General features: G+C 65.1%; 25 protein-coding genes. 13 read left to right on the top strand and 12 right to left on the bottom strand.

Features of this window, described 5'->3' with window-relative positions; all coding sequences use genetic code 11:
* Positions 1-4 precede the first annotated feature (4 nt).
* The 4 genes from ELS24_RS26625 to ELS24_RS26610 are packed head-to-tail and all read left to right on the top strand — an operon-like array spanning position 5 to position 4,683.
* The gene (locus ELS24_RS26625) at positions 5-1,441 is read left to right on the top strand and encodes an aldehyde dehydrogenase family protein (RefSeq protein WP_127185832.1); all 1,437 of its coding nucleotides are present in this window, start codon (positions 5-7) and stop codon (positions 1,439-1,441) included.
* Between the two features lie 27 nt (positions 1,442-1,468).
* A complete protein-coding gene (locus tag ELS24_RS26620; RefSeq protein WP_127185831.1) occupies positions 1,469-2,221 on the top strand; it encodes a glucose 1-dehydrogenase in 753 nt (250 codons plus the stop codon).
* Positions 2,218-3,342, top strand: a complete 1,125-nt coding sequence (locus ELS24_RS26615) for a zinc-dependent alcohol dehydrogenase family protein (protein ID WP_050449416.1) — start codon at positions 2,218-2,220, stop codon at positions 3,340-3,342. Before ELS24_RS26620 ends, ELS24_RS26615 begins: the two co-directional genes overlap by 4 nt.
* A gap of 36 nt (positions 3,343-3,378) precedes the next feature.
* On the top strand, positions 3,379-4,683 hold the full coding sequence (locus ELS24_RS26610; protein WP_050449417.1) for an ABC transporter substrate-binding protein: 1,305 nt from the start codon (positions 3,379-3,381) through the stop codon (positions 4,681-4,683).
* A gap of 78 nt (positions 4,684-4,761) precedes the next feature.
* Here ELS24_RS26610 and ELS24_RS26605 read toward each other — a convergent pair whose 3' ends face one another.
* The 3 genes from ELS24_RS26605 to ELS24_RS26595 form a co-directional block, all read right to left on the bottom strand.
* Entirely contained in the window at positions 4,762-5,802 is a 1,041-nt protein-coding gene (locus ELS24_RS26605) for a DUF2235 domain-containing protein (RefSeq protein ID WP_050449418.1), read from the bottom strand.
* A 295-nt stretch (positions 5,803-6,097) separates the two neighbouring features.
* A complete protein-coding gene (locus ELS24_RS26600) occupies positions 6,098-8,449 on the bottom strand; it encodes a cytochrome P450/oxidoreductase (RefSeq protein WP_240669394.1) in 2,352 nt (783 codons plus the stop codon).
* Between the two features lie 72 nt (positions 8,450-8,521).
* Positions 8,522-9,523 (bottom strand): Bug family tripartite tricarboxylate transporter substrate binding protein, encoded by a 1,002-nt coding sequence (locus ELS24_RS26595; protein WP_127185830.1) that lies wholly within the window; start codon positions 9,521-9,523, stop codon positions 8,522-8,524.
* A 152-nt stretch (positions 9,524-9,675) separates the two neighbouring features.
* Here ELS24_RS26595 and ELS24_RS26590 point away from each other — a divergent pair, with 152 nt between their 5' ends.
* Both ELS24_RS26590 and ELS24_RS26585 read left to right on the top strand, forming a co-directional pair.
* On the top strand, positions 9,676-10,587 hold the full coding sequence (locus ELS24_RS26590; protein WP_240669393.1) for an IclR family transcriptional regulator: 912 nt from the start codon (positions 9,676-9,678) through the stop codon (positions 10,585-10,587).
* Positions 10,584-11,342, top strand: coding sequence for a 5'-methylthioadenosine/adenosylhomocysteine nucleosidase (locus ELS24_RS26585; RefSeq protein WP_127185829.1), 759 nt, complete (start codon positions 10,584-10,586; stop codon positions 11,340-11,342). The genes ELS24_RS26590 and ELS24_RS26585 overlap by 4 nt, the downstream gene beginning before the upstream one ends.
* Here ELS24_RS26585 and ELS24_RS26580 read toward each other — a convergent pair.
* From ELS24_RS26580 to ELS24_RS31570, 3 genes are all read right to left on the bottom strand, one after another.
* Positions 11,339-12,691 (bottom strand): ATP-binding protein, encoded by a 1,353-nt coding sequence (locus ELS24_RS26580; protein ID WP_127185828.1) that lies wholly within the window; start codon positions 12,689-12,691, stop codon positions 11,339-11,341. The genes ELS24_RS26585 and ELS24_RS26580 overlap by 4 nt on opposite strands.
* Positions 12,688-13,428: a response regulator gene (locus tag ELS24_RS26575; protein WP_127185827.1), complete on the bottom strand. Its 741-nt coding sequence runs from the start codon at positions 13,426-13,428 to the stop codon at positions 12,688-12,690. Before ELS24_RS26575 ends, ELS24_RS26580 begins: the two co-directional genes overlap by 4 nt.
* Positions 13,429-13,508: 80 nt before the next feature.
* Positions 13,509-13,640, bottom strand: coding sequence for a hypothetical protein (locus ELS24_RS31570; protein ID WP_275066546.1), 132 nt, complete (start codon positions 13,638-13,640; stop codon positions 13,509-13,511).
* A 175-nt stretch (positions 13,641-13,815) separates the two neighbouring features.
* Here ELS24_RS31570 and ELS24_RS26570 point away from each other — a divergent pair, with 175 nt between their 5' ends.
* Together ELS24_RS26570 and ELS24_RS26565 are read left to right on the top strand one after the other, a co-directional pair.
* On the top strand, positions 13,816-14,505 hold the full coding sequence (locus tag ELS24_RS26570) for a cytochrome c biogenesis CcdA family protein (RefSeq protein ID WP_127185826.1): 690 nt from the start codon (positions 13,816-13,818) through the stop codon (positions 14,503-14,505).
* A 31-nt stretch (positions 14,506-14,536) separates the two neighbouring features.
* Positions 14,537-15,076 carry a thioredoxin family protein gene (locus ELS24_RS26565; RefSeq protein WP_127185825.1) on the top strand — a complete coding sequence of 180 codons (540 nt, stop codon included), beginning with the start codon at positions 14,537-14,539 and terminating at the stop codon, positions 15,074-15,076.
* Between the two features lie 55 nt (positions 15,077-15,131).
* Here ELS24_RS26565 and ELS24_RS31020 read toward each other — a convergent pair whose 3' ends face one another.
* Both ELS24_RS31020 and ELS24_RS26560 read right to left on the bottom strand, forming a co-directional pair.
* Entirely contained in the window at positions 15,132-15,296 is a 165-nt protein-coding gene (locus tag ELS24_RS31020; RefSeq protein WP_164741310.1) for a hypothetical protein, read from the bottom strand.
* A 57-nt stretch (positions 15,297-15,353) separates the two neighbouring features.
* Entirely contained in the window at positions 15,354-16,742 is a 1,389-nt protein-coding gene (locus ELS24_RS26560) for a tetratricopeptide repeat protein (RefSeq protein ID WP_127185824.1), read from the bottom strand.
* A 210-nt stretch (positions 16,743-16,952) separates the two neighbouring features.
* On the opposite strand from ELS24_RS26560, the gene ELS24_RS26555 reads away from it, so the two are divergent.
* The 5 genes from ELS24_RS26555 to ELS24_RS26535 all read left to right on the top strand — a co-directional run bounded on the left by ELS24_RS26555 (position 16,953) and on the right by ELS24_RS26535 (position 21,957).
* Complete coding sequence (locus ELS24_RS26555) at positions 16,953-17,651, top strand: glutathione S-transferase N-terminal domain-containing protein (RefSeq protein WP_050449426.1); 699 nt, start codon at positions 16,953-16,955, stop codon at positions 17,649-17,651.
* Between the two features lie 2 nt (positions 17,652-17,653).
* Positions 17,654-18,580, top strand: a complete 927-nt coding sequence (locus ELS24_RS26550) for a LysR family transcriptional regulator (RefSeq protein ID WP_050449427.1) — start codon at positions 17,654-17,656, stop codon at positions 18,578-18,580.
* Between the two features lie 79 nt (positions 18,581-18,659).
* On the top strand, positions 18,660-20,066 hold the full coding sequence (tcuA, locus tag ELS24_RS26545) for an FAD-dependent tricarballylate dehydrogenase TcuA (protein WP_127185823.1): 1,407 nt from the start codon (positions 18,660-18,662) through the stop codon (positions 20,064-20,066).
* Positions 20,063-21,298 carry a tricarballylate utilization 4Fe-4S protein TcuB gene (tcuB, locus tag ELS24_RS26540; protein WP_127185822.1) on the top strand — a complete coding sequence of 412 codons (1,236 nt, stop codon included), beginning with the start codon at positions 20,063-20,065 and terminating at the stop codon, positions 21,296-21,298. The genes tcuA and tcuB overlap by 4 nt, the downstream gene beginning before the upstream one ends.
* Positions 21,299-21,372: 74 nt before the next feature.
* Positions 21,373-21,957 carry a hypothetical protein gene (locus ELS24_RS26535; protein WP_127185821.1) on the top strand — a complete coding sequence of 195 codons (585 nt, stop codon included), beginning with the start codon at positions 21,373-21,375 and terminating at the stop codon, positions 21,955-21,957.
* A gap of 16 nt (positions 21,958-21,973) precedes the next feature.
* Here ELS24_RS26535 and ELS24_RS26530 read toward each other — a convergent pair whose 3' ends face one another.
* The 4 genes from ELS24_RS26530 to ELS24_RS26515 are packed head-to-tail and all read right to left on the bottom strand — an operon-like array spanning position 21,974 to position 26,046.
* Complete coding sequence (locus ELS24_RS26530) at positions 21,974-23,386, bottom strand: PLP-dependent aminotransferase family protein (protein WP_127185820.1); 1,413 nt, start codon at positions 23,384-23,386, stop codon at positions 21,974-21,976.
* 47 nt (positions 23,387-23,433) lie between these two features.
* On the bottom strand, positions 23,434-23,598 hold the full coding sequence (locus ELS24_RS26525; protein ID WP_198158223.1) for a DUF2474 domain-containing protein: 165 nt from the start codon (positions 23,596-23,598) through the stop codon (positions 23,434-23,436).
* Positions 23,598-24,605 (bottom strand): cytochrome d ubiquinol oxidase subunit II, encoded by a 1,008-nt coding sequence (gene cydB, locus ELS24_RS26520; protein ID WP_127185819.1) that lies wholly within the window; start codon positions 24,603-24,605, stop codon positions 23,598-23,600. Before cydB ends, ELS24_RS26525 begins: the two co-directional genes overlap by 1 nt.
* Positions 24,606-24,609: 4 nt before the next feature.
* A complete protein-coding gene (locus tag ELS24_RS26515) occupies positions 24,610-26,046 on the bottom strand; it encodes a cytochrome ubiquinol oxidase subunit I (RefSeq protein ID WP_050449433.1) in 1,437 nt (478 codons plus the stop codon).
* Positions 26,047-26,303 lie beyond the last annotated feature (257 nt).

The following is a 26,303-nucleotide window of genomic DNA, read 5'->3' as shown; positions in this document are numbered from 1 at the left end:
TTGCATGACGCAGATGATTATCAACGGCCGCCAGGTTGACGCCCGGGACGGGCGCACCATCGACGTGGTGTCGCCCGTGGACGGCGAGGTGTTCACCACCATTCCGCGCGGCCAGCAGGCCGACGTCGATGCCGCCGTGCAGGCCGCGCGCGCCGCGCTGGATGGCGATTGGGGCCACATGACGGCGTTGGAGCGGGGCCGCCTGCTGCTGCGTCTGGGTGAATCCGTCTTGGCGCACCACGAAGAACTGGCCCAGCTGGAATCGCGTGATACCGGCAAGCCCATGTCCACCGCGCGCGGCGACATCACCGTGTTGGCGCGCTACTTCGAGTTCTACGGCGGCGCGGCCGACAAGGTCCATGGCCAGACCATTCCTTTTCAGAAGGACTATTCGGTTCAGCTAATTCGCGAACCGCTGGGCGTCACCGCCCACATCATTCCATGGAACTACCCGGCGCAGATGTTCGGCCGCAGCGTGGCGCCGGCCCTGGCCATGGGCAACGCCAGCGTGGTCAAGCCGGCCGAAGACGCCTGCCTGTCCATCATCCGCGTGGCCGAACTGGCCCTGGAAGTGGGCTTTCCGGCGGGCGCGCTGAACATCGTGACGGGCCTGGGTGAAGAGGCGGGCGCCAGCCTGTCGCGCCACGCCGACATCAACTTCATCACCTTCACCGGGTCGAACGAAGTGGGCGTGCTGATCCAGCAGGCTGCCGCCGTCAACGCGGTCAAGTGCGTGCTGGAGCTAGGCGGCAAGTCGGCGCACATCGTGTTCGATGACGCCAATACCAAGGCGGCCATCCCCGCCATCGTGAAGGGCATCGTCCACAACACCGGCCAGACCTGCACGGCGGGCAGCCGCCTGTTGGTGCAACGCGGCGTCTACGCCGAGTTCATGAAGGCGCTGGCCGATGAATTTTCCAAGGTGCGCGCCGGCACGCCCGACATGGACCTGACCTGCGGCCCCGTCGTCAACAAGGCGCAATTCGACCGCGTGAACCGCTACATCGCCAAGGGCCTGGCCGACGGCCTGACTGTGGCGGCCGAAGGCGGCATTGCCGATGGCGTGCCCAAGGGCGGCTACTTCGTGAAGCCCACGTTGTTCTCCGCGCCCTCGCATGACAGCAGCCTGCTGACCGAAGAGATCTTCGGGCCGGTGCTGGTGGCGCTGCCCTTTGACACCGAAGCCGACGCCATCCGCTTGGCCAACGCCACCGACTACGGCCTGTTGGGCGCGGTCTGGACCGAGAACGGCGGACGCCAGCAGCGCGTGGCGCGCGCCATCAAATGCGGCCAGGTCTACATCAACGGCTTTGGCGCGGGTGGCGGCGTTGAACTGCCGTTTGGCGGCGTCAAGAAAAGCGGCCACGGGCGCGAGAAGGGCTTTATCGCCCTGGAAGAAATGAGCACCACGAAAACGTTGATCCAGTTCTACGGCGAATGATCGCCACGCCATCTACGGAGTCCAGTCATGAGTCAGTTGCAGGGTAAGGTCGCCATCGTCACGGGCGGGGGCAGCGGTTTCGGTGAAGGCATCGTCAAGCTGTACGCCAAGGAAGGCGCCAAGGTCGTCATCGCCGACATCAACAAGGAAGCCGCCGACCGCGTGGCCGGCGAAGTGGGCGCGGCCGCGCTGGCCGTAAAGGCCGACGTGTCCAGCCGCGCCGACATCGATAACGTGGTGCGCATGTGCCTGGAGCAATTCGGGTCGGTCGACATCGTGGTCAACAACGCCGCCATCACCCACAAGAACCAGCCCATGCTGGACGTGGACGAGGCCATGTTCGACCGCATGTTCGAGATCAACGTGAAGTCCATCTATCACATGGCGCAGGCCGTGGTGCCCGTGATGCGCAAGCAAAAGCGCGGCGTGATTTTGAACGTGGGGTCCACCGCCGGCATCCGCCCGCGCCCCGGCCTCAGTTGGTACAACGCGTCCAAAGGCGCGGTCAACGTGCTGTCCAAGTCCATGGCCGTGGAACTTGGCCCCGACGGCATCCGGGTCAACGCGATTTGCCCTGTGATGGGCATCACCGGCATGTTCGAACTGTTCATGGGCTTGCCCGACACGCCCGAGAACCGCGCCAAGTTCGTGTCCACCATTCCGCTGGGCCGCTTCTGCCAGCCGTCGGACGTGGCGGCGGCGGCGTTGTTTCTGGCCAGCGACGCGGCGGAGTTCATCACCGGCGTGGAGTTCCCCGTGGACGGCGGACGCACGGTATGAAGATCAAAGCGGCGTTGTTGCGTAACGTAGGGGTGCCTGGCCCCTACGCTCAGACCCAGCCATTGGCCATTACCGAGGTCGAACTGGACCCGCCCGGCACGGGCGAAGTGCTGGTACGCATCAAGGCGGCCGGCCTGTGCCATTCCGATTTGTCGGTCATCAACGGCGACCGCCCGCGCGGCGTGCCGATCGTGTTGGGGCATGAGTCATCGGGCGAAGTGGTCGAGACCGGCCCTGGCGTTACCGATCTGAAACCCGGCGATCACGTGGCCATGGTGTTCGTGCCCAGCTGCGGCTGCTGCAACCCCTGCATGGAAGGCCGCCCCGCGCTGTGCGAACCCGGCGCCGCCGCCAATACGCAAGGCACCTTGCTGGGTGGCGACCGCCGCCTGCACATCGGCGACGAATACCTGAACCACCACACCGGCGTGTCCTGCTTTGCCGAATACGCCGTGGTGTCGCGTCGTTCCTGCGTGAAGGTCAACGTTGAACTCAGCCACCGCGAGGCCGCGCTGTTCGGCTGTGCCGTGCTGACCGGCGCGGGCGCGGTGCTGAACCGGGCGCGCATCAAGGCCGGCGACACCGCCGCCATCGTCGGGCTGGGCGGCGTCGGCTTGTCGGCCTTGCTGGCGGCGGTTGCGGCAGGCGCGCGGCGCGTCGTCGCCGTCGATCTCAGCGACGAAAAACTCGCCCTGGCCAAAGAGCTGGGCGCCACCCACGTGGTCAACCCCAAGCAGGTAAAGACCGACGACGACCTGTTCGACCTGGCAGGCGGCCGCGTGGACTACGGCTTTGACATGGCGGGCGCCGTGCCCGCGTTCGAGACCGCCTACAAGCTGACCCGGCGCGGCGGCGCCACCGTGACGTCGGGTCTGCCCAACCCCAAGTTCAGCTTCCCGTTGTCGCTCTCGCAGATGGTGGGCGAAGAGCGCGACATACGCGGCAGCTACCTGGGGTCGGGCGTGCCCGCCATCGACATCGGCCGCTACATCGATCTGTACAAAGCCGGCCGCTTGCCGGTGGACAGGATGATGGGCAAATCATTTTCGCTGGACCAGATCAACGAGGGGTTCGATCACCTCGCCACCGGCGGCAGCCTGCGCGACGCCATCGTTTTCTAAGGGCATAGACCCGACTACAACACTGGAGACAAGACCATGAAAACCTCAAGACTCGCCGCCCTGTTAGGCGCCACCGTGCTGTCCGGCTTCGCGGCCCTGGCTAGCGCAGCCGACAAGCCCAAGGAACTGAACATCGGCATCTCGACCTTCCTGTCGGGCTCGGCCTCGGTGTTCGGCGTGCCCGCCCGCGATGCGGCCGAAATCCTCATCCAGGATCTCAACGCCGCGGGCGGTATCGACGGCGTCAAGATCGTGCCCAGCTACATCGACGAAGGCGGCGGCGGTGAAAAGCTGCTGTCCGAATACCGCCGCCTGGCCGAAGGCGGCACCCGCGTGATGCTGTCCGCCATTTCCAGCGGCAACTGCAACATCGTGGCCCCCGTCGCCGAAGACCTGAAAGTGCTGAACGTGATGTGGGACTGCGGCACGGAAAAGGCCCTGGAAGGCAAGAAGTACAAGTACGTGGTGCGTACCCAAGCCAACGCCACCACGGAAATGGTCGCGCAGGTGCTGTACCTGATGAAGGTCAAGCCCGACTTCAAGACGATTGCCATCGTCAACCAGGACTACGCCTGGGGCCGCGATTCGCGTGACATCTTCATGGCCGCCCTGAAGAAGTTCAAGCCTGATGTGAAGGTCGTGGCCGAGATGTTCCCCAAGTTCGGCGCCGCCGACTTCTCCACCGAAATCAGCCGCCTGCAAGCCCTGCGCCCCGACGTCATCGTGTCCACTTCGTGGGGCGGCGACCTGGACAACTTCGTGCGCCAGGCCTCGCAACGCAACCTGTTCAAGAACTCCACCTTCGTGCTGTCGCTGGCCGAAAGCTCGCTGGAACGCCTGGGCAACGCCTTGCCCGAAGGCGTCTACGTCGGCGCGCGCGGCGACCACTACTTCCTGCACCCGGAAACCAAGGACGACCCGCAGCACCAGGCTTTCGTGAAGAAATTCCACGACAAGACGGGCGCGTATCCGATCTATTCGGTCTACCACATGGCGCAAGCGCTTCAAGGCCTGAAAGCCGGCTACGAAAAAGCCATCAAGGACAACGGCGGTGCCTGGCCCACCGTGGAACAAGTGGCCGCCGCCATGCACGACGTGAACTTCAAAGGCTACGGCCGCGAAGTCAAAATGCACCGCGCCGACGGCCAGGCCCTGGAAGCGCAGTTGTTCGGCGTGACCAAGAAGAGCGACAAATATCCGTTCAAGGTGCTTGCCGACATTACGATCGTGCCGGCGGAGCTGGTAACCCCGGGCGTGGAAGACACGTCGATGGGCTGGATTGAAAAGAACCTGACCCCGGACGTGCTGAAAAGCGACCAGATCAAGGTGTATTCGAACTGAGCAAGCTGTGTTGTGTGTGCAGGGATTCCCCGACGAGAAATCGTCGGGTTTTTTTTATACGGACGGTGAAGTGGTGGTCTAGCTTCGCCCCACCGGCAAACCTGCCACCGCCTCCTTGAAATCCGGAAACTCCTTCAGGTACTCCGCATTCCTTTCCAGGCGCTTCACCAACCGTTCATCCACCGTCAGGTTCAACACCGTCGCGCCATCCCAAAGCCGCGCTCGCTTCTTTACATGAATCAGCACCTTCTCGGTGAACTCCTTATACGAGTCATGCGGATGACACTGGTCGTAGTCCGTGGATACCCGCTGCGGAACGCCCGCTTCAAGCCCGACGTACCGCGCTTTCTCTTGTAGCCAAGCCGCCGGCAGCGTCTGCAAACTCCCGTCCCGATACCCACCCCCAATATCCGAATGCGCGCCAATAAACCAGCGCTGCTCTACCGGTCTGTCCGCAGGACGGGGCTCGGAGTTAACCAGCCGCGTCCACAAGGTCGGAAAATATGGCTCGCGATATTCGTTCGTGGCAATTGCATGATAAGCATGGTGGACATGATTGCTGAGTTCGGTGTCGTGGAAGTTATAGAACTTGGAAAACCCGGGAAACGAAATGCCGCCGACGGGTATCCCCAGGCTGCCTACCGTGTCCCAGACGCCCACAAAATGCAGGTCGGTGTCGCGCGAAAATTGCGTGCGAAACGAAAGCGCTTCGATGGAAGACGGATGGCAATCGTCGCGATAGAGCGCATAGGCTTCGGCGACGTTGTCGTCAGTGGGGCTTTTAAGCAGCCCGCATTTGCGGACCATGCCGGCCAGGCTGCGGGCGGAGTACGCGCCACGGCTGAAGCCGAACAGGAAGATGTGATCGCCGGCTTCCTGGCGTTGGCATAGCCATTGGTAGCCGTGGCGGATATTGGCGGATAGCCCGGCGCCGAATGCGCCACCCAGGAATTTGTCGATGGCGGCCCACAGGCCTTGGCCTTGCGTGCCGACGCCTTCGATATACAGGGTTTCCTGCGTGCTGGTTTCCGGGGCGGCTTTGTAGAGCTCGTAGGCGTTGGTGCGGTCGTTGGGTTCGTTCCACGTGCCGTCAAAGAAGATGGCCAGATTCTTCATCATGTTCAGCTCCCCACAGATCGAGTCTTCCGATACATCTGTTGCTGGCTGCGATGACGCCCGCGTAAGGCACGCTAGCACGCGGGTTGCGCGTTTGCCGCCTGCGTGGTTTCCCTGCTGGCGGCATGTACACCGCCTTTTTTACTAGCCGACAAGGCATAAAAAAGCCTGCGCCGAGGTGACGGCGCAGGCGAATCCCGAAGGCGGGATGGTCGAACTAGATAATGGGTAGCAATCCGATTCCTAAAGGATGGTATCCACGTAGAAGCGGTTGGTAGCGGAAGCGATCAGTTGATCGTCACAACTCCAACACCACCTTCCCACCCCCGCACGAGCGCGAGCAGCACGCCATCATCTTGTTGTTCGCGTCGCGTTCCGCGCGCGTCAGCACGACGTCGCGGTGGTCGATCTGCCCCTCCAGCACGCGCACCTCGCACGATCCGCAGAGGCCTTCCTCGCAGTCGCTTTGCACGTCGATATTGGCGCCGCGCAGCGCGGTCAACAAGGTCTGATCCGCGGGCACGTTGATGACGATGCCCGAGTCCTTCAGCACGACTTCAAACGGCTGTTCCTTGGACGGGTCCAGCGTGCCCAAGGTGGAATGGAAATGTTCCACGCGCAGCGCATCTTCGGGCCACGCCGCGCAACAGGCCGCCAGCGCATCCAGCAAGCCTTGCGGACCACAGGCATAAATCTGCGTGCCGGCGTCCGGCTGAGACAGCAGCGCCGCGTAATCCGCACGCGTGCCTTCGTCTTTGACGTGAGCATGCAGGCGCTTGCCGTGCAGCGCGGCAAGCTCGTCCAACATCGCCATGCAGGCGCGTGACCGCCCGCTGTAATGCAGTTGGTAATCCAGGCCCAGTTCCTTGGCGCGTCGCGCCATGGCGCTGATAGGGGTAATGCCGATGCCGCCGGCAATCAAGATCAGCTTGTTGGCCGCTTCATTCATGCGGAAGTGATTGCGCGGCCCCCGGATGCGCAGGCGTGCGCCGACAACCGCGTTCGCGTGCATCCACGCGGAACCGCCTCGGCCTTCTGTTTCCTTCAACACGGCAATTTCAAATACACCGGCTTCCGAAGGATCACCACACAAGGAATATTGGCGCGACAAGCCCGTGTCGCCGCATTCCACATCAATATGCGAGCCCGGCGTCCAGCGCGGCAGCGGCTTGCCATCGGGCGACACCAGGCGCAGACGCAGGATGCCGTCAGCGGCTTCGACCGCGCTTTGCACGACGACGGGCCGCGTGATGGCGTGCGATGACGGCTCGCCGATACGCACGGGGTGCTGATCATTCAGCAATGCCGGCGACGCGAGTTCCGGGTTCTGCTTCGGGTCCCACTCCACCCACAGATGCTCCGGCCCACGAAACGAGGTATTGGGCACATAGGTAAACGACTGCTCCGACAGCTTCATATGCGGCAGGCGACGCGTGAGTTCTTCCAGGAAGATCTGCATTTCCATGCGGGCCAGGTTCTTGCCCATGCATTGGTGCGAGCCGTAGCCGAAGGTGAGCTGGTCGCTGGCGTTTTCGCGGCGGATGTCGAAGAGGTCGGCGTCGTTGAACTGGCCTTCGTCGTGGTTGGCGGACGACGTGACGATCAGCAGCTTGGAGCCTGCCGGGATCGGCACGCCGGCGATCTCGACATCGCGCGTGGCCAGGCGGCGCCACGCCGCAACCGAGCCGTTATGGCGCAGGCATTCTTCGACGGCGTTGGGTATCAGGTCGGGGTCTTCGCAGATTTCGCGCCAGGTGTCGGGGTGTTGCAGCAGCAGCTTGATGGCGTTGGCGGATGCGTTGGCGGTGGTTTCGTGGGCGGCGACGATGCCGGCCATCATCATGGAGTGCAGGTAGGAATCGGTGACGACGTCGGGATGCGTCTGCTGCTTGCGCAAGCCGTACTGCATCCAGCCGGGGCCGGACGGGTCCTGGCGCATCTTGTCCAGGATCTTGCCGGCCAACTGCCAGAAGTTGCCCACGGCATGCGCCACGGCCACTTGTTCTTCGGGCTTGGGGCGGCCCCAGGTGTTGACGGTGTGCGCGATGGAATATTGGCGCAGCAGGTCCATGTCTTCTTCGGGCACGCCCAGGAAATGCAGCGCAACCGTCAGCGGCACTTCCCACAGCATCTGGTCGACGAGATCGGCTCGGCCGTCGTTGACGAAGCGGTCGACGTATTCGCGGGTCAGGCGGCGCACCATGGGCTCGTGGTGCTTGAGTTCTTCGGGCGTGAACGGGTCCATCAGCACGCGGCGGCGCGGCATGTGGGCGGGTTCGTCTTCGTTGACCAGCGTGCGGTTCATGGCGTAGCCGTACGACTCCAGCACGGCGTTGGCCTCGGGGCCGGTGGGGGTGATTTTTTCCAGCGCAATGGAGGGGCTGAAGGTGATGTTGTCGCGAAAAATCGCCTTGATGTCTTCGTAGCGCGTGACCACCCAGTAGCCCAGCTTGGGGCTGTAGAACACGGGTTCTTGCTCGCGCGCCCAGCGCACGTACTCAGGCGGGTCTTGCTGGTAGCCATCGCCAAAGGGGTCGAACTCGGCCGCGCGGGCGCTGACGGGGCAGCCGGTGGGGCTTTGCATCGCGGCAAGCGCCGCGTGATCGATGGGACAGCCCGACGGGCGCGAGGAAGAGGGCGATTGGCTCATGATGCTTTCCGTGTATTCGTGATGCATCGGCCTGCCGCGTGAACGGCAGGCCGCGGGTGCTGATGGCAGCGCTTAGTCCAGCGTAATCTTCAGATCAGTGATCAGCTTTTGCCAGCGGGCGCGTTCGCCCTTGAGCATCTCGGCGTACTCAGCGGGCGTGTTGCCGACCGGCTCGATGCCGAAGTCCACCAGGCGCTTGCGCGTGGCCGGGTCATTGATGGTGGCCACCACCTGCTTGTTCAGCGCGTCGATGACGGCGGGCGGCGTGCCGGCCGGCACCACCACGCCCACTTGCGCGGACGCTTCCACGTTTTTCAGGCCGACCTCGGCGAAGGTGGGCACGTCGGGCAGTTGCGGCAGGCGGGTCGGGTTGGCGACGGCCAGCGCGCGAACCTTGCCGCCGTTGATGAAGCCGGCGCCTGCGGCCAGGTCGACCATCATCGCGGGGATCTGGCCGCCCGCCACGTCCGCCAACGCGGGCGATGCGCCGCGATACGGCACGTGGGTCATGGTCAGGCCGGTTTCCACTTTCAGCAGTTCCATGGCCAGGTGGTGCGGGCTGCCCGCGCCGGCGGAACCGTAGTCCAGGCCTTCCTTGCGTGACTTGGCCTCGGCCAGGAATTCCTGCACGGTGTTGACCTTCATGGACGGGCCAACCACCAGAATCATTGGAAAGCGGCCCATTAGCGTGACGGGCGCCAAGTCCTTGACGGGGTCGTACGACAGCTTCTTGTACAGCGCGGGGTTGAACACCAGGGTGCCGTTGTCGGCCGACAGCATGGTGTAGCCGTCAGCCGGCGAGCGCGCGGTTTCGGATGCCGCGATGGCGGTGTTGCCGCCCGGCTTGTTCTCGATCACAACCGGTTGGCCCAGGCGACCCGACAAGCCCTGGCCGATGCTGCGCGCCAGAAAGTCGGACCCGCCACCCGCCGCATAGGGCACCACCCAGCGCACGGGCTTGGACGGGTAGTTGGCGGGCGCCTGTTGGGCGAAAGCGTTGGCACAGGCCAGCAAGGGCAGGGCCAGCAGGCCGGCCAGGAAAGTGCGTTTCAGGGGGCGATTCGGGGTGCGCATCGGCTGTCTCCATTTTGGGATGACCTGATGGCATCCCTTCTTTTGCGTAAATCATATACGCAATGCGTAATTTTTCAAGAGGGGTTAACCTTGGAGCCGATTTCGCGGCGCGTCGTCGTCCGCGCACCCTATTTGCAGGAAGTGCATCCGCTATGAGTCCCCCCAAGCCGTCGACCAAGACGTCCACGAAGTCGCCCAATAAAGGGGCCACTGCCGCGTCCACCAAAGCGTCCCCGACAGCGACCGTCCCGACCCCCGAACTGGACTCCGCTGACCGCCCGCGCGAACGCCGCCAACGGGTGCAGGCCGCCGAAACCGGCATGGTGGTGCTGAAAGGGCTGGCCCGCCTGGGCGGCCGCGCCAGCCTGACCGCGCTTGCTGCGCATGTGGACGAAAGCCCCGCCAAGGTGCACCGCTATCTGATGAGCTTGATCGCCGAGGGGCTGGTGGATCAGGAGGTCGCGACACAGCAGTACCACCTGGGCCTGGAAGCGCTGATGGTCGGCGTGGCCGCCATGCGCCAGGCGGACCCTTTGCGCATCAGCGAACCCGTGCTGATCCGCCTGCGCGAGAGCTTGGCCGTCACGTGCTTTATTGCCGTCATGGGCAACAAGGGGCCGACAATTGTTCGCTTCGAGGAACCGGCGCTTCCCGTCACCGTGAATGTGCGCGTGGGCTCGGTGTTGTCGATGCTGTGGTCTGCCACGGGCCGCGCGTTTCTGGGGGCCTTGGACGAAGCGCCGATTCAGCAGATGGCGCTGGCCGAGCTGGCCGAGTCGCCTGATGACCTGCGTGCCTTGTTGGACCGCGACGATCCCATCGGCGGACTGCGGCGCCAGGTGCGCGCGGCAGGTTGCGCCACGGTGAAAGACACGAACCTGCGCGGCATCAGCGCGGTGTCGGCTCCCTTGTATGACCACACCGGCCGCCCCTGCGCGGTGCTGACGGCGCTGGGAGCGACGGGCGGCTTCGATGTGTCGGCGAACGGCAAGATCGTGGCGGCGGTGAAAAAAGAAGCGGCGGCGGCCAGCGCGGCGCTGGGGTACGTAGAGGAGGGCGCATGAAACGTCTCGCCATCCTGGGCGCCTTGCACGAAGAAATCGCCGACCTGTTGGCCGCGATGGAACCCGGCGCTACCGTCCACCGAATCGCCATGCGCGATTTCCATGTGGGTACCTTGTGGGGCACGCCCTGCGTGATCGCGTTAAGCCGCATCGGCAAGGTGGCGGCCTCCGCCACGGCATCGATTGTCATTCGGGAATTCAACGTGTCGCGCGTCATCTTCACTGGCTTGGCGGGCGGGCTGCATGCGGACGTGGACGTGGGCGACGTGGTCGTGGCCAGCACCTTGATGCAGCACGATATGGACGCGCGTCCGCTGTTTGATCAACACGAGATTCCCTTGTTGGGGCGGGTGTGTTTTGACGCGGACGCCGGCCTGAGCACACTGCTGCGTGACAGCGCGGTGACCTTCACCCAGGCGTTTACCCACGCGAGCCAGGGAGCCGCCACGCAGGCCACGCCCACCGTCCACAATGGTCTGATCGCAACCGGCGACCGTTTCGTCAGTCACAACGACGAGGCTCAAGTGCTGCGCAAGCGCTTGCCAGATGCCTTGTGCGTGGAAATGGAAGGCGCGGCGATGGCGCAAGTCTGCTATGAATTCGGCGTGCCCTTCGCGGTGATGCGCGTGATATCCGACCGCGCCGACCATGCCGCCAAGACCGACTTCACCGCGTTCCTGGAAAACGTTGCGCGCGTCTACTCCGCTGGCATACTGGCGCCGCTGCTGAAGTCGGGCGCCTTGCTGGACGGCTAGGGCAATCGACCAAGCGGCGTGGATTCCTGGCGGGCCACGTTCAAGCGCAGCTCCACCGACAGCCCCCCGCCTTCCCGCGCGCCTAACGTCAGCGTGCCGCCCACCACGTCCGCCAACTGCTGCGCGATGGCCAGGCCCAGGCCCGTGCCACCGGTATCGCGGTTGCGCGAACTTTCCAGGCGATAGAAGGGTTGCAGCACAGCAGCCCGTTCGTGTTCGGGAATGCCGGGGCCGCGATCCTGCACAAAGATCGATACCGCCGTGTCGCCATGCACCGCCACGTCCACTTCAGCCGCGCCCGCGAACTTCAGCGCGTTGTCGATCAGGTTGCCCAAAATCCGCCGCAGCGCGTGCGGGCGCGTCATCAGCGGCCTGGCGTGGTCACCGCTTAAGCTGACGAGATTGCCCGTGTCTTGATAGTCATAGACCAGGCTTTCCAGAAACGCATGCAGGTCCACGCGCGCAGGCGTTTCGACCTTGCCGTGCGCGCTGCGTGCGTAATCGATACCTTCGCGCACCAGCCTTTCCACTTCGTTCAGGTCCTGCGCCAGCTTGTCGCGGTCGTCTGATGCGTCCATGAACTCGGTGCGCAGTTTCATGCGGGTGATGGGCGTTTGCAGATCGTGCGAGATAGCGCCCAGTATCTGCATGCGCTCGGCCACATGGGCGGCGATGCGGGCTTGCATGGCGTTGAACGCGGTGGCGGCGTGCGCCACTTCGGCGGGGCCGTCTTCTTCCAACAGCGGGCTCTTGGTGTTCGGGTCCAGCGTCTCGGCGGCATGGGCCAGACGCGTCAACGGCCGCACGGCAAGACGCACCGCCAGCCATGCGCAAACGATCAGCAGCAGCAACTGCACTGCCAGCACCACCAGCAGCCATGGCTCGGGGCGCATCGACGACAGGTGGATATCCAGGACAACGGGTTGCCCGTCGGACAGCACGACGCGCGCCTGGATGTGCCGGGGGTCGTTCGCCATGGCGCGTATGGTCAGCGGGCGCGCGGTGCCCAGCGCCGCTTCGATGGCGCTGGCGGCATTGCGCGCGACGTCCAGCCGCAAGGGTTGATCGGCCTGGCCGTCGCTCAGCAGGTACTGCCGGTTCCCGCTGGAAAGGCGCGGCAGCCAGGCCGCGCGTTCATCGGCGGGCAGGCGGTCCAACACGTCCATCGCGATGGCGACGTCGCGCTCCAGGTCGCCCAGCATCATGCTCTTGGTGGTGTTGTAGCGTTCGTAGAACAGCGAGGCGAACGACAAGCCATACGCCAGCACCAGGCCGATCAGAAAAATCAGGAACAACCGGGCGACCAGGGTGCCGGGCCAGGCGGATCGCGGGCGTGCTGGACGGTTCACTCGTTGGCTTCCGACACGTCGACCGCCGCCGCGAACACATAGCCTTCGCTGCGCACGGTCTTGATGTAGCGGGGTTCGCGCGCATCTTCGCGCAGGCGTTGGCGCAGGCGGCTGACCAGCAGGTCGATCGAGCGGCCAAAGAAATCGGCGTCGCGGCCTTGGGTCAGGTTCAGCAGTTGATCGCGATTCAGCACGCGCTGCGGGTGGTCCAGGAACACGCGCAGCAGCCGGTACTCGGCGCCGCTTAGCGACACCACCGTGCCGCTCTCATCCAGTAGGTGACGCGCGGTGGTGTCCAGCCGCCAGTCGCCGAAGGCGATCTCGCGGCCCGGTTCCGTCACCTGGAAATTGGGCGGCAGCATGCGCGTGCGCCGCAGTATCGCCTTGATGCGGGCCAGCAGTTCGCGCGCCACAAAGGGCTTGACCAGATAATCGTCGGCGCCCATTTCCAGGCCCAGCACGCGGTCCATGTCGTCGCTGCGGGCGGTCAGCAGCAGGATCGGAATGCGGCGGTGCTTGCCGCTGCGCAGTTCGCTGCACAGCACCAGACCGTCGTCGCCCGGCATCATGATGTCCAGCACGATCAGGTCCACGGACAGGTTTTCCAGCAGCGAACGCATCTGCCGGCCATCGGCCGCCAGCGTAACGGTCAGGCCGTTCTTCTTCAGAAAGTTGCCGGCAAGCTCGCGTATTTCACGATCGTCGTCGACGATCATCACGTGATCAATCTGATCCATCTGCGGTGGCCTAAAGGGTGGGGGCGGCAACGCGCGGAAGCACACGCGCGGGTAGGCGGATTTTATCCAAGGCGGCGCCTTCAGCGGTCGGCCGGCGGCAGCGGGTCGCGGCGCGGCCGGGTATTGGCGATGAGCTGGCATTGGAAGGACTTGGCGGCTTCGGTGCTGAAACCGCCGAACATCAACAGCAGTACGGCCAGGATGCGCTTCATAAGGGTCTCCGGGGGCAGGGCATGAACGGGTTATAGCGCCGGCCGCCGCCGCAAGTGTGTCGTACTGTGTACGCCCCTGCGGTAGATACATAAGCCAGGAAAAAACACGCAAAACCGGCACAAGCCGGATACGCGGCGCGGGTGCAATGGGGCCTCTTTCCAAAGGACTTGCCCCATGGACCTGATCAACACCCCCATCGCTTTGCTGGCCGGCATGCTGACCATTGCCTCGCCCTGCGTGCTGCCCTTGTTGCCGGTGCTGCTGGGCACCTCGCTGGAACGCCCGGACCGCTGGCGCCCCTTGTTCGTGGTGTCCGGCTTTGTGCTGGCGTTTGCCGGCCTGGGTATCGCGCTAAGCCTGTTGTCCAACCTGAACGCATCGGTACACGAAGCGGTGCGGTCCACGTCGATCGCGCTGCTGGCGCTGTTCGGCCTGGTGCGCATCTGGCCGCAACCTTACGACCGCCTGATCGCCCGCATCGGCGGCCCCTTGCAACAGTTGGCCTTCAGCGCGGGCGGCACGGGCAGCGGCAACGCGGGCGGCTTTGTGCTGGGGCTGTCGTTGGGGGCGGTGTGGACGCCCTGCGCCGGCCCGGTGCTGGCGTCGATTCTGGTGCTGGCCGCCAAGGCGCAGAACCTGACGCAGTCCAGCACCTTGTTGTTGATGTTCGCTATCGGTGCAGGCATTCCGATGCTGGTGATCGCCTACGGCGGCCAGGCCATCGCGGCGCGGGTGCGGGGCTTGTCGCGCTACACGCAGCGCTTGCAGCAAGGCTTTGGCGTGCTGTTGATCCTGACTGCCGCCGCCATCTATTTCCAGTACGACATCCTGGCGTACGCCTGGATCAGCAACCTTTTCAACTGACCTTTCTTACCCGCATTCAAGGAGTACGACCATGTCCGCCACCTTCAAGAAAATCGCGCTGGGCGCGTTGTTGGCCACGTCGCTTGCCGCCTCGGTGATGCCGCTTACCGCGCAGGCGGGCGCTTCTACACCGACCCCCGCGCCGGAATTCACCGGCATCGAGCACTGGCTCAACAGCGACCCGCTGACGCTGGCGTCGCTGCGCGGCAGGGTGGTGCTGGTGGACTTCTGGACCTACACCTGCATCAACTGCGTGCGCACCTTGCCCTACGTCACAAGCTGGTATCAGAAGTACAAGAGCCAGGGGCTGGAGGTGGTGGGCGTACATACGCCGGAGTTCCCGTTTGAACGGTCCACGCCCAACGTGCAGAAGGCGCTGGAGCGCTTTGGCATCACGTATCCGGTGGCGCAAGACAACCGCTATGCCACCTGGGATGCCTACCGCAACCAGTACTGGCCGGCCTTTTACCTGATCGACAAGCAAGGCCAGATCGTCTACCGCCATTTTGGCGAGGGCAAGTATGCGGAGACGGAGGCCGAGATTCAGCGCTTGTTGGCGCAGCCGGGTTGATTGCGCCCGGATGGATGGAGAAAGTGGACGTCTTTCCCGCAGCCTTGCTTCTCGTTCAGCGACCCGTATTCGGATAGTTCGGCCCCGCGTCGTGAAAGCCGCCTTCACTGTAGGGGTTGACGGCGCCGGGATGGGGCGGGCCGCCCGGGCTGCCGGTGCAAGCGCTAACCAGGCCGGTGATGGCAAGCGTGGCAAGCAAAACAATCAATGGTGATCTCATGATGGTCTCCTGCGGCTGCCCCTCAGCAGGCGCGTGGTGCGCAACGTATGCGAAGAATTATAAATCTGCGCCCTTTGACCAGCGCTTGCCTTTCGTCCGGGGCCCATCGCAGCGTTGCCGATAGGCTTGCACCGCGTCGGAATCCGCGGGCTGGAAATAGGGGTGGTCGTACCGCGCTTCGCGCATCGCGGCGTATAGGCGGCGGCCCCAGACGCACTGCGCCTGGGCCTCGTCCCACAAGCGCGCCGCCTGTTCCTGCTGGCCGTTGCGCCATAGCGCCAAGCCGTAGTCGGCCACGATTTCTTCGTTGCGCGGCATCTCGCGGTACGACGCGCGCATCAGGCGCAGGCCTTCCTCGGTATCGCCTTGCAGGCTGAGGATCCAGCCCAGCGTGCCCTGGTTGTAGGGGTTGGGGCCCCACAGGCGGATGGACCGGCGCACTTCCTCTTCGGCCTGCGGCAGGTAGTCGGGAAAGTCCGCCAGGTAATAGGCAATATCGTTGGGCCAGTCCGTGTCGCTTGCCCGAGGCGGCCGGCCGGGTTTGGTCTGGCGGCGTTGCAGCGCCTGCGCGTCGGCCAGCGCCAGGTCGGGCATGCCCAGCAGCCGTTCCAGGCCCAGGCGGTCGCGCAGCAGCGGGGTTTCGATCGGTGTGAGCGATTCCGGAAACCGCCATTCGCGTGACCGCATCAGCCAGTGGCGCGCGTCGTCCTGCCGGCCGACCATCAGCAGCAGGTGAGCCAGATCCAGCCGGTGGCGCGGCGTGTCGGCGCATTGCATGGTCTGGATCAACTGCTGCGCGCCGGCCGCATCGTTCTGGCTGAACTTGCGATTGATGGCGTCCAGCTCGTCAAAGCACGCCCGGTTGTCAGTGACGGACGCATCGATGGACAGAGAAAGGGATGCGGCTGGCACGTCGTGGCTGAAGTAGGCCGTGGCGCCTTGGCGCGTGGTGTAGCCCAGGTCTACCCATTGTTCGCCCCAGCGCTGGTGCATGGTCAGGATGTAGGGCCAGGCCGCCACGGGTTCTTTGTCGTCGCCGCTGGAGTGCAGTTGGAAAAAATGGCCCCAGCGGCCATCGCCCACGCGGCGAATCAGCGTGAAGTCTTCAGGCTGGTACGCCTTGTCCGTCCAGACCCAGGCGGTGCGGCCTTCGGCGTCGGTGGTGCCGTGCAGAATGCCGTCCTGGGTGGGCGTGTCGAGGATGGATTCCTGCTTGCCCGTCAGGAACAGGCGATAGGGCGTGTTGGGCGCGGGCGCGCTGTCGCGGCTGTTCAGCAAAGTCAGCGTCAGGCTCTGGCCATGCGGGCCCACGCCGTACTGGGCCATACCGGGGGGCGGGGCGGCGCTGGCCGCCGCTGCGACGTCGGCTTGGGCTCCCGACGGAATCAGCAGCGCGGCGGCGGCCAGCAATAGCGGGGTAAACGGGTGCTGCATCGGGAATGTCATGGGGGCTGCGGGGCGGCGTCTGCGGATGGATTTGGGCGAGCCGAATTGTGTCACGAACCCCTATTTTTCTGTCAGCGCTGGAAGGCAGCCCGACAGGCCCTGTTCGGCCGAGTCGGCAAGCGGGTATTTCAGCGGCGTTTCGGGCATTTGCGCTAGGATTGTCGGCGCAATAACCCGTCACGACTTCCGCCTCCCCTGGAGAAACCCCGCATGACCGCCCTAGACTCATTCGCCATCACCAAGAAGTGGCCCGCCCAGCATCCCGATCGCATCCAGTTGTATTCGCTGCCCACGCCCAATGGCGTGAAGGTGTCGATCCTGCTGGAAGAAATCGGCCTGCCCTACGAGGCCCACCGGGTCGCGTTCGACAAGCAGGACCAGTTTTCGCCCGAATTCCTGTCGCTAAGCCCGAACAACAAGATTCCGGCCATCCTCGACCCGAATGGCCCGGACGGCAAGCCGCTGGCGCTGTTCGAGTCGGGCGCCATCCTGATCTACCTGGCCAGCAAGACCGGCCAGTTCATCCCGACCGACACGGCGGGGCGCTACGAGACGCTTCAATGGGTGATGTTCCAGATGGGCGGCATCGGCCCGATGTTTGGCCAACTGGGCTTCTTCCATAAATTTGCCGGCAAGGACTACGAAGACAAGCGCCCGCTGGAGCGCTATGTGGCGGAATCCAAGCGCCTCTTGGCCGTGCTGGACCAGCGCCTGGAAGGCCGCGATTGGGTCATGGGCGACGAATACACCGTGGCCGACATCGCCATCCTGCCCTGGGTGCGCAATCTGGTGGGCTTCTACGATGCCGGCGACCTGGTCGAGTTCTCTCGGTTCAAGAACGTGGCTCGCGTGCTGGAAACGTTTGTCGCCCGCCCGGCCGTGGTGCGGGGCCTGACCATTCCCGCCTAGGCATGGAACTGCGCCAACTGCGTTACTTCGTGCGCGTGGTCGAGGCGGGCAGCATCGGCCGCGCCGCCACGTCCATCGGCATGGTCACGTCCGCGCTCAGCCAGCAGATCAGCCGGCTGGAGGGCGAACTGTCCACCCGGCTGCTGCAACGCAGCGCCAGTGGCGTGGTGCCCACGGACGCGGGGCTGGCGTTTTTTCGGCAGGCGCAACTGGCGCTGCGCCATGCCGACGACGCCGTGCAGGCCGCGCAGCAGGCGCGGCTGGCCGGCCATGTCAGCGTGGGCCTGTCGTCCACCACCGCCGCCATCCTGGGCGCGCCGTTCCTGCAAGCCATGAACGAGCGTTACCCCGACATCCGCCTGCATCTGGTCGAGGCGCTGTCGGGGCATCTGGCCGACATGCTCAACGGCCGCATGCTGGATCTGGCCATTGTGTTCCAGGCCGAATCCGCCCGCCGCTGGAGCATCATGCCGCTGCTGGACGAGCCCCTGTTCCTGTGCGCGCGGCGCGACATGCCGGGCCTGCCCAAGGGCGACACGACGCGCTTGGCCGACATCGCGCATCTGCCGTTGGTGTTGCCCAGCGGCCGGCACGGCCTGCGAGCGCTGGTCAACAACGCGTTCCTGCAATTGGGGCAGACGCCGCGCGTGGTGGCCGAAGTGGACGGCCTGTCGCTGCTGATGGACGTGGTGCAACTGGGCAACGCCGCCACCATCCAGCCCAGTTCGGCCACGGCGCGCATCGCGCCCGGGCAGTTGCACATGGCGCGCATTGAAGACGCGCACCTGTTTCGCCCCAATCTGCTGGTCAGTCTGTCCGACGACGAGCTCTCGCCCGCGGCGCTGGCCGCCCGGCTGGTGCTGGCCGATGTGTCGCGCACGCTGGCGCGCGACGGCAAATGGGCGGTGGTGGCTCTTCACGATTCGTGAAGACCCGTTGACGCCCGCCTGATATCGCGCGCCCCATCCGCCAGGTAGAGTCGTCCCCTTGATGTTGGGGGGCAATGGCATGGTGGATGTCTTGGTGGTGGGCGGGGGCAACGCGGCGCTGTGCGCGGCCCTGATGGCGCGCGAGGCCGGCGCAAGCGTGTTGCTGCTGGAGGCCGCGCCGCGTGAATGGCGTGGCGGCAATTCGCAGCACACGCGCAATCTGCGCTGCATGCACGACGCCCCGCAGGACGTGCTGACCGACGCCTATCCCGAAGAGGAATACTGGCAAGACCTGTTGAAGGTTACGGGCGGGCAGACCAACGAACACCTGGCGCGGCTGGTCATCCGCGAATCTTCCACCTGTCGGGACTGGATGCGCCGCCATGGCGTGAACTTCCAGCCGCCGCTGTCAGGCGCGTTGCATGTGGCGCGCACCAACGCCTTTTTCATGGGCGGCGGCAAGGCGCTGGTGAATGCCTATTACCGCAGCGCCGAAGCGCTGGGCGTGCAGATCCGCTACAACGCACCCGTGGATGCGCTGGAACTGGAAGACGGCCGTTTCAAGGCCGCGCGCATCGGCGACGAACGCATCGAGGCCCGCGCCTGTGTGCTGGCCGCGGGCGGTTTTGAGTCCAACCGCGAGTGGCTGCGTGAAGCCTGGGGCCAGAACGAACGCGGTGAGTGGCCGGCCGATAACTTCCTGATTCGTGGCACGCGCTTCAATATGGGCGTGCTGCTGAAGTTCATGCTGGACGCGGGCGCGGACGGCATTGGCGACCCATCGCAATCGCATTGCGTGGCGATCGACGCGCGCGCCCCGCTGTACGACGGCGGCATCTGTACGCGTATCGACTGCGTGTCGCTGGGCGTGGTGGTCAACCGTGACGCGGTGCGCTTCTACGATGAAGGCGAAGACTTCTGGCCCAAGCGCTACGCCATCTGGGGCCGCCTGACGGCGATGCAGCCGGGTCAGATCGCCTATTCCATCATCGACGCCAAGGCTATCGGCCGCTTCATGCCGCCCGTGTTTCCGGGCGTGAAGGCCGACACGCAGCCCGAGCTGGCCGACAAGCTGGGGCTGGACCCCGCCACCTTTGAACAAACCCTGCGCGACTACAACGCCGCCTGCCGCGTCGGCACGTTCGACCACACCGCGCTGGACGACTGCCACACCGAAGGCATTGCGCCCGCCAAGACGCACTGGGCGCGGCCCATTGATACCGCGCCGTTCTACGGCTACGCCCTGCGCCCGGGCATTACGTTTACCTATCTGGGCTTGAAGGTGGACGACACCGCCGCCGTGCGCTTTAACGACGTGCCCAGCGACAACCTGTTCGTGGCTGGCGAAATGATGGCCGGCAACGTGCTGGGCAAGGGCTATACGGCGGGCGTGGGCATGTCCATCGGCACGGCGTTCGGCCGTATTGCCGGCACCCGGGCCGCTGCCGCCGCGCGCGCCCAGACCCTTGCGAAGAGCACGATATGAAGCAGCTTGAAGCCCTGGCCCGCGAGGCGCAGTCGTTTTCCACCGCCCATGCCGAGCCGTCCGCCGGCCCGGCCATGACCGAACAACCCGTGCGCTGGCTGGGCAAGAACGCCAAACCGCAAGCGGAGGTCTTGACCGACGACGAAACCGAAGTCGCGCGCGTCATGCAGATATGCAACGCCTGCCGCTACTGCGAAGGCTTTTGCGCGGTGTTTCCGGCCATGACGCGCCGGCTGGAATTCGGCAATGCCGACCTGAACTACCTGGCCAACCTGTGCCACAACTGCGGCGCCTGTCTGCACGCCTGCCAGTACGCGCCGCCGCATGAATTCGCGGTGAATGTGCCGCAGGCCATGGCCAAGGTGCGGGTGCAGACCTACACCGACTACGCCTGGCCCGCCGCGCTGGGTACGCTGTACAAGCGCAATGGCTTGGCCTTGTCGCTGGCTACCGCTGGTGGCCTGGCGCTGTTCCTGGTGCTGGCCGTGCTGATGGCGGGCGGCCTGTTTCACGAACCCATGGCGGGCAACTTCTATGCCGTGTTCCCGCACAACACGCTGGCGCTGATGTTTGGCGTGGTGTTTGGTTTCTCGATGCTGGCCTTGGCAGTGGGCGTCACGCGCTTCTGGCGCAACGTCAGCCCGGGGGCGGCCTCTGGCGCGGCCGTGGCCGAAGCCGCGCATGACGCGCTGCGGCTGCGCTATCTGGACGGCGGCCACGGCAAGGGCTGCAACAACGCGGATGACGCCTTCACCTTGTGGCGGCGGCGCTTTCATCACTTCACGTTCTACGGCTTCATGCTGTGCTTCGCGGCCACCTGCGTGGCCACGCTGTACCACTATCTGCTGGGCCTGCAAGCGCCGTATCCGTTCTTCAGCGCGCCGGTGCTGCTGGGCACGGTGGGCGGCATCGGCCTGCTGATCGGGCCAGCCGGCTTGCTGTGGTTGAACATCAAGCGCCACCCGCAGCAAGGCGATGCCGCGCAAAAACCGATGGACCGGGGCTTTATCGTGCTGCTGCTCCTGACCAGCGCCACCGGCCTGGCGCTGTTGGCCGGGCGCGATGGCAGCGCGATGGCGCTGCTGCTGGCCATCCACCTGGGCGTGGTGATGGCGCTGTTCCTGACCCTGCCTTATGGCAAGTTCGCGCACGGCATCTACCGCTCGGCCGCGCTGCTGAAGTGGTCCATCGAAAAGCGCCAGCCCAACAAGCTGCAACTTGGGTCCGACTGAACCGGCCCCATCCGCCAAGGGCATGAGTGAAGCCACGCCTGATGGCAGAGGGCGCGCATGCTAGGATTTCCGGCATGCTGAAGACCTTGTTGTTGACGCTGCTGGCGGCGCTGCCAGCAGCCGCCCTTGCCGCGAATTCATCCCCATCCCATGACCTGCAATGCCTGTACGCCGCCAAGCAGGCCGACGGCATGTTGGAAACCAACCTGCATTGCGCGCGCGTCGAGGGCGACACGGTCGTGTTCGCGCCTGACGCCTTGCATCGCATGGCGTTCAACGCGGATGGCTTGTCGCCGGTATTCACGCATGGCTCCTGGCATTGGGTGCGCGCCGACGGCAAGGCAGCGGCGGTCGTCACCTACGATAATTTCGCGGATGACTTCGAAGACGGCCTGACGCGCGGGCCGTGGTCGGGCGGCATGGCCTATTACGACACGCAGCTCAAGCGCGTGCTGGCCACCCCTTACGAATGGGTCGACCGCTACAGCGGCGGGCTGGCCGTGGTGTGCAAGGGCTGCCGCAAGGCGGTCACGCCGGACGGTGAGCACAGCTACATGACGGGCGGCCAATGGGGCGCCATCGACCGCCAGGGCAATCTGGCCTTGCCCCTGAGACCGGACGCGGCATCCTTGCTGCGCGAGGTCGAGGCGGCACGCTAACCCTGATCGCTCACCCCTAACCGCCCGCCAGCAGCTTGCCCAGTGTCGCCATGCCTTGTTCCATATCGGCGTTCCAGGGGTGCCCATGGTTCAAGCGCAGGAAATTCCGGAAGGCGCCCGACGACGAAAACAGCGGGCCCGGTGCGATGCTGATGCCGTGATCCAGCGCCGCGCGGTGAACCTTCAACGTGTCGATGTGCGCGGGCAATTCCACCCACACGAAATAGCCGCCAGCCGGGCGCGTGGCGCGCGTGCCCTTGGGAAAGTAGCGCGCTACCGCTTGCAGCAGTTCGCCTTGCTGCACGGCCAGTGCCTGGCGGAACTGGCGCAGGTGGCGGTCGTAGCCGCCCTTTTCCAGATAGGCGGCAATGGCGGCCTGCGTGGGCGCGGCGGTGGCCAGGCTGGTGGTGAGCTTGTTGCGCATGATCTTCTGCGTATAGCGTCCGCCCGCCACCCAGCCCACGCGGTAGCCGGGCGCCAGTGTCTTTGAAAACGACGAGCAGTGCATCACGATGCCTTCCTTGTCGAAGGCCTTGGCCGGGCGTGGCCGCTGTTCGCCGAAGTACAGTTCGCCGTAGACGTCGTCTTCAATCAGCGCGACGCCATGCCGGGTCAGCAGCCGGACCAGCGCTTCCTTTTTTCTGTCGGGCATCAGGCTGCCCAGCGGATTCTGGAACGTGGTCATCAACCAGCAGGCGCGCGGCCGGTGCTGCGTGATGGCGTCTTCCAGCGCTTGCAGGTCGATGCCTTCGCGCGGATGCGTGGCCACTTCGATGGCGTGGAGCTGGTTGCGTTCCAGCGATTGCAGCGCGGCATAGAACGTGGGGGATTCCACGATGACCGCATCGCCGGGCTGGGTCACCGCCGCCAGGCTCAGGTTCAGCGCGTCCAGCGCGCCGTTGGTGATGATGATGTCGTCCACGGGCACCGTCAGCCCATCGGCCAGGTAGCGCAACGCGATGGCGCGGCGCAGCGCCGCATCGCCGGGGCTGAGGTCGTCGATGGAACCCCAGGGGTCCAGCCGCTGTGCGGCAGACGCCATGAATTTGCCCAGCCGCGCGTAGGGCAGCAGCGACGGGCTGGGAAAGGCGGAGCCAAACGGCACCATGTCGCGGCGCAGCGTGGCGTTAAGCACTTGCAGCACGTTGTCGCTGACGTCCACCGGGTGTCGGCCGGCGGGGGCGCTGGACAAGCCGTCCAGCTCGGGCAGCGCGGCCTGCGGCGCGCGCAACACGTAGTAGCCGGACCGGTCGCGCGCGCGGATCAGGCCGCGCGCTTCCAGCAGGTAATAGGCCTTGAACACCGTGGACGGGCTGACGCCTCGGCTGGCGCTCGTTTGCCGTACCGAGGGCAGACGGTCGCCCACTTGCAGCAAGCCCGAACTGATTGACGCGGTGATGTCTTCCGTCAGCCTTTCATAGCGCTTCATGGTGGCTCCGATTCAAAGGGAAGAGGGTGGGGCAAGCACGGGCGGACTCATGTCGACATGCCGACGACGCGCATCAGCAGCCGCAGCGCGTAGGCCGCCACGCCTAGCGCCGCGACGCTGGTGGCCCAGATCAGCGCCAGCCACAGCAGGCGGCTGCGCCACGAGGCAGGGGCCGGGCGGGCGGCGTCAGGGGGTGTCATCAAGGCAGGCATCAATGAAACTCCTCGCCGGTGCGGACCTTGCCGCGAAATACGTAGTACGACCAGGCGGTATAGGCCAGGATAATCGGAATGATCAGCAGCGCGCCGACCAAGGCGAAGCCCTGGCTTTGCGGGGGCGCGGACGCCGTCCAGATTGAGATGTCAGGCGGAATGATGGCGGGCCAGATGCTGATGCCCAAGCCGGTGTAGGCCAGGAACACCAGCGCCAGCGACAGCAGGAATGGGCCGGCGGCGGGCGTGCCGCGCACGCGCCGGATCAGGTCGAAGCCGGCGGCCGCCACCAATACCGGCACAGGCAAGAACCAGAACATATTGGGCAGGCTGAACCAGCGCTGCGCGATATGCGGCTGCGCCAGCGGCGTCCACACGCTTAGCACCGCGATCACGGCCAGCAGCGCGAACGTGAGCGGCCGCGCGATGCTGCACATGTGGCGGTGCAGCCGGCCTTCGGTCTTCATGATGAGCCAGGTGCAACCCAGCAAGGCGTAGCCCACCACCAGGCCCAGGCCGGTGAACAGCGAGAACGGGCTGACCCAGTCCCACGCACCGCCCTGATAGGCGCGCCCCACCACGGCGATGCCTTCGATGTAGGCGCCCAGCGTCACGCCCTGGAAGAACGTGGCCGTGACCGAGCCGAACACGAAGGCAAGGTCCCAGTACCGACGATGGTGTTCATCGGCCTTGAAGCGGAATTCGAACGCCACGCCACGGAACACCAGGCCCAGCAGCATGAATACCAGCGGCAGGTGCAGCGCGCTGAGGATCACGGAATACGCCAGCGGAAAGGCCGCCATCAGGCCCGCGCCGCCCAGCACCAGCCAGGTTTCGTTGCCGTCCCAGACGGGCGCCACGGTGTTGACCATGACGTCGCGTTCATCGCGGTCGCGGATCAGCGGAAACAGGATGCCGATGCCCAGGTCAAAGCCGTCCATCACCACGTACATCATCACGCCAAACAGGATGATGACGGCCCATATCAATGCAAGGTCGATGCCCATGGCGTCAGACTCCCGAAGGCTTGCGTGGCGCGGCTTCGATGCCGGCCAGCGTGGAGGCGGCGGACAGCGGGCGCGAGGGTTGGCGCGCTTCGCCCGGGCCGCCCGACAGCGGCGCGTGGCCGGGGGCGGGGCTGGGACCCATGCGGATCAGGCGCAGCATGTACGACACGCCGGCGCCGAACACCAGCAGGTACACGGCCACGAACAAGGCCAGCGTCAGCGTCAGTTCGCCGACGCCATGCGGTGTGGCCGCGTCGGCCGTGCGCATCACGCCGTAGACGATCCACGGCTGGCGGCCGATTTCGGTCACGTACCATCCGGCCAGCATCGCGACGATGCCCGATGGCCCCATCCACAGCGCAAAGCGTTGCAGCGCGCGCGATTCATACAGCCGTCCGCGCCAGCGCGTCCATAGCGCCCAGCCGGCCAGCAGAATCATCAGCATGCCCAGCCCAGCCATGATGCGAAACGACCAGAACACCACAGTGGCGTTGGGCCGATCTTCGGGCGGATACGACTTCAGACCGGGAAACTGGCCGTCCCAGCTATGCGTCAGGATCAGGCTGCCCAGGCGCGGGACGTTCAGCGCAAAGCGCGTTTCTTCGCGCTCCATGTCGGGGATGCCGAAGAGCGTCAGCGGCACGCCCGCGCCCGGTTCATTTTGCCAATGGCCTTCAATGGCGGCGATCTTCGCGGGCTGATGCTTAAGCGTGTTCAAGCCATGAAAGTCGCCCACCACGGCTTGCAGTGGCGCCACCAGCAACAGCATGCCCATCGCCATGGCGAACATCTTCTTCACGGCGGGGCTGCGGTCGCCGCGCAGCAGGTGCCAGGCGCCGGACGCGCCCACCATCAACGCGGTCGCCAGGAATGCGGCGATGCCCATGTGCGCCAGGCGGTACGGAAACGATGGGTTGAAGATCACGGCGAGCCAGTCGGTGGGCACGACGCGCCCGTCCAGGATTTCGTAGCCGGCGGGCGTCTGCATCCAACTATTGGACGCCAGGATCCACGTGGCCGACACCAGCGTGCCCAGCGCCACCATGATGGTCGAGAAAAAGTGCAAGCCCGGGCCCACGCGCGTCCAGCCGAACAGCATCACGCCCAGAAAGCCCGCTTCCAGGAAGAAGGCGGTCAGCACTTCGTAGGCCAGCAGCGGCCCCGTGACACTGCCCGCGAAGTCCGAGAAAAAGCTCCAGTTGGTGCCGAACTGGTACGCCATCACCAGGCCGGACACGACCCCCATGCCGAAGTTCACGGCAAAGATCTTGGTCCAGAAGTGGTAAAGGTCGCGATAGACGGGCTTGCCCGTGCGCAGCCAGAAGCCTTCAAGTACAGCCAGGTAGCTGGCCAGGCCTATCGTGATGGCGGGAAATACGATGTGAAAAGAAATGGTGAACCCGAACTGTATTCGGGCAAGCAATAGCGCGTCGCCATGCATAGCGGTCTTCCTGATAAGCGGTGTCCTACGCTTTGAACGGTAGATCCGGGGCGCGAAGTAGTACAGATTCAGAATCCGGATAAAAAAGCGGATCAGTTTGATCGGAGGTACGCCTGAAACCAGTCAGGACGCAGGCCGTGGTGCTGTGCTTCGCTGGAATGCGGGTGGCGCATATGGCCCCGAATTAGCAGATCAGGTTGGTCAGGGCGGGGTAGTACGGCGGCTTCCGGCCCGGGCCGGGCCACGGTTCCCGCCAG

The sequence above is a fragment of the Achromobacter spanius genome (assembly GCF_003994415.1).
Taxonomy (GTDB): domain Bacteria; phylum Pseudomonadota; class Gammaproteobacteria; order Burkholderiales; family Burkholderiaceae_B; genus Achromobacter; species Achromobacter spanius_C.
This window is presented reverse-complemented; position numbering and strand designations above follow the sequence as displayed.

Excerpts from the sequence above, each read along its gene's own strand:
- ELS24_RS26625 (WP_127185832.1), top strand. The coding sequence starts at position 5 with ATGACGCAGATGATTATCAACGGCCGCCAGGTTGACGCCCGGGACGGG.
- ELS24_RS26620 (WP_127185831.1), top strand. The coding sequence starts at position 1,469 with ATGAGTCAGTTGCAGGGTAAGGTCGCCATCGTCACGGGCGGGGGCAGC.
- ELS24_RS26615 (WP_050449416.1), top strand. The coding sequence starts at position 2,218 with ATGAAGATCAAAGCGGCGTTGTTGCGTAACGTAGGGGTGCCTGGCCCC.
- ELS24_RS26610 (WP_050449417.1), top strand. The coding sequence starts at position 3,379 with ATGAAAACCTCAAGACTCGCCGCCCTGTTAGGCGCCACCGTGCTGTCC.
- ELS24_RS26605 (WP_050449418.1), bottom strand. The coding sequence starts at position 5,802 with ATGATGAAGAATCTGGCCATCTTCTTTGACGGCACGTGGAACGAACCC.
- ELS24_RS26600 (WP_240669394.1), bottom strand. The coding sequence starts at position 8,449 with ATGAGCCAATCGCCCTCTTCCTCGCGCCCGTCGGGCTGTCCCATCGAT.
- ELS24_RS26595 (WP_127185830.1), bottom strand. The coding sequence starts at position 9,523 with ATGCGCACCCCGAATCGCCCCCTGAAACGCACTTTCCTGGCCGGCCTG.
- ELS24_RS26590 (WP_240669393.1), top strand. The coding sequence starts at position 9,676 with ATGAGTCCCCCCAAGCCGTCGACCAAGACGTCCACGAAGTCGCCCAAT.
- ELS24_RS26585 (WP_127185829.1), top strand. The coding sequence starts at position 10,584 with ATGAAACGTCTCGCCATCCTGGGCGCCTTGCACGAAGAAATCGCCGAC.
- ELS24_RS26575 (WP_127185827.1), bottom strand. The coding sequence starts at position 13,428 with ATGGATCAGATTGATCACGTGATGATCGTCGACGACGATCGTGAAATA.
- ELS24_RS31570 (WP_275066546.1), bottom strand. The coding sequence starts at position 13,640 with ATGAAGCGCATCCTGGCCGTACTGCTGTTGATGTTCGGCGGTTTCAGC.
- ELS24_RS26570 (WP_127185826.1), top strand. The coding sequence starts at position 13,816 with ATGGACCTGATCAACACCCCCATCGCTTTGCTGGCCGGCATGCTGACC.
- ELS24_RS26565 (WP_127185825.1), top strand. The coding sequence starts at position 14,537 with ATGTCCGCCACCTTCAAGAAAATCGCGCTGGGCGCGTTGTTGGCCACG.
- ELS24_RS31020 (WP_164741310.1), bottom strand. The coding sequence starts at position 15,296 with ATGAGATCACCATTGATTGTTTTGCTTGCCACGCTTGCCATCACCGGC.
- ELS24_RS26560 (WP_127185824.1), bottom strand. The coding sequence starts at position 16,742 with ATGACATTCCCGATGCAGCACCCGTTTACCCCGCTATTGCTGGCCGCC.
- ELS24_RS26555 (WP_050449426.1), top strand. The coding sequence starts at position 16,953 with ATGACCGCCCTAGACTCATTCGCCATCACCAAGAAGTGGCCCGCCCAG.
- ELS24_RS26550 (WP_050449427.1), top strand. The coding sequence starts at position 17,654 with ATGGAACTGCGCCAACTGCGTTACTTCGTGCGCGTGGTCGAGGCGGGC.
- tcuA (WP_127185823.1), top strand. The coding sequence starts at position 18,660 with ATGGTGGATGTCTTGGTGGTGGGCGGGGGCAACGCGGCGCTGTGCGCG.
- tcuB (WP_127185822.1), top strand. The coding sequence starts at position 20,063 with ATGAAGCAGCTTGAAGCCCTGGCCCGCGAGGCGCAGTCGTTTTCCACC.
- ELS24_RS26535 (WP_127185821.1), top strand. The coding sequence starts at position 21,373 with ATGCTGAAGACCTTGTTGTTGACGCTGCTGGCGGCGCTGCCAGCAGCC.
- ELS24_RS26530 (WP_127185820.1), bottom strand. The coding sequence starts at position 23,386 with ATGAAGCGCTATGAAAGGCTGACGGAAGACATCACCGCGTCAATCAGT.
- ELS24_RS26525 (WP_198158223.1), bottom strand. The coding sequence starts at position 23,598 with ATGCCTGCCTTGATGACACCCCCTGACGCCGCCCGCCCGGCCCCTGCC.
- cydB (WP_127185819.1), bottom strand. The coding sequence starts at position 24,605 with ATGGGCATCGACCTTGCATTGATATGGGCCGTCATCATCCTGTTTGGC.
- ELS24_RS26515 (WP_050449433.1), bottom strand. The coding sequence starts at position 26,046 with ATGCATGGCGACGCGCTATTGCTTGCCCGAATACAGTTCGGGTTCACC.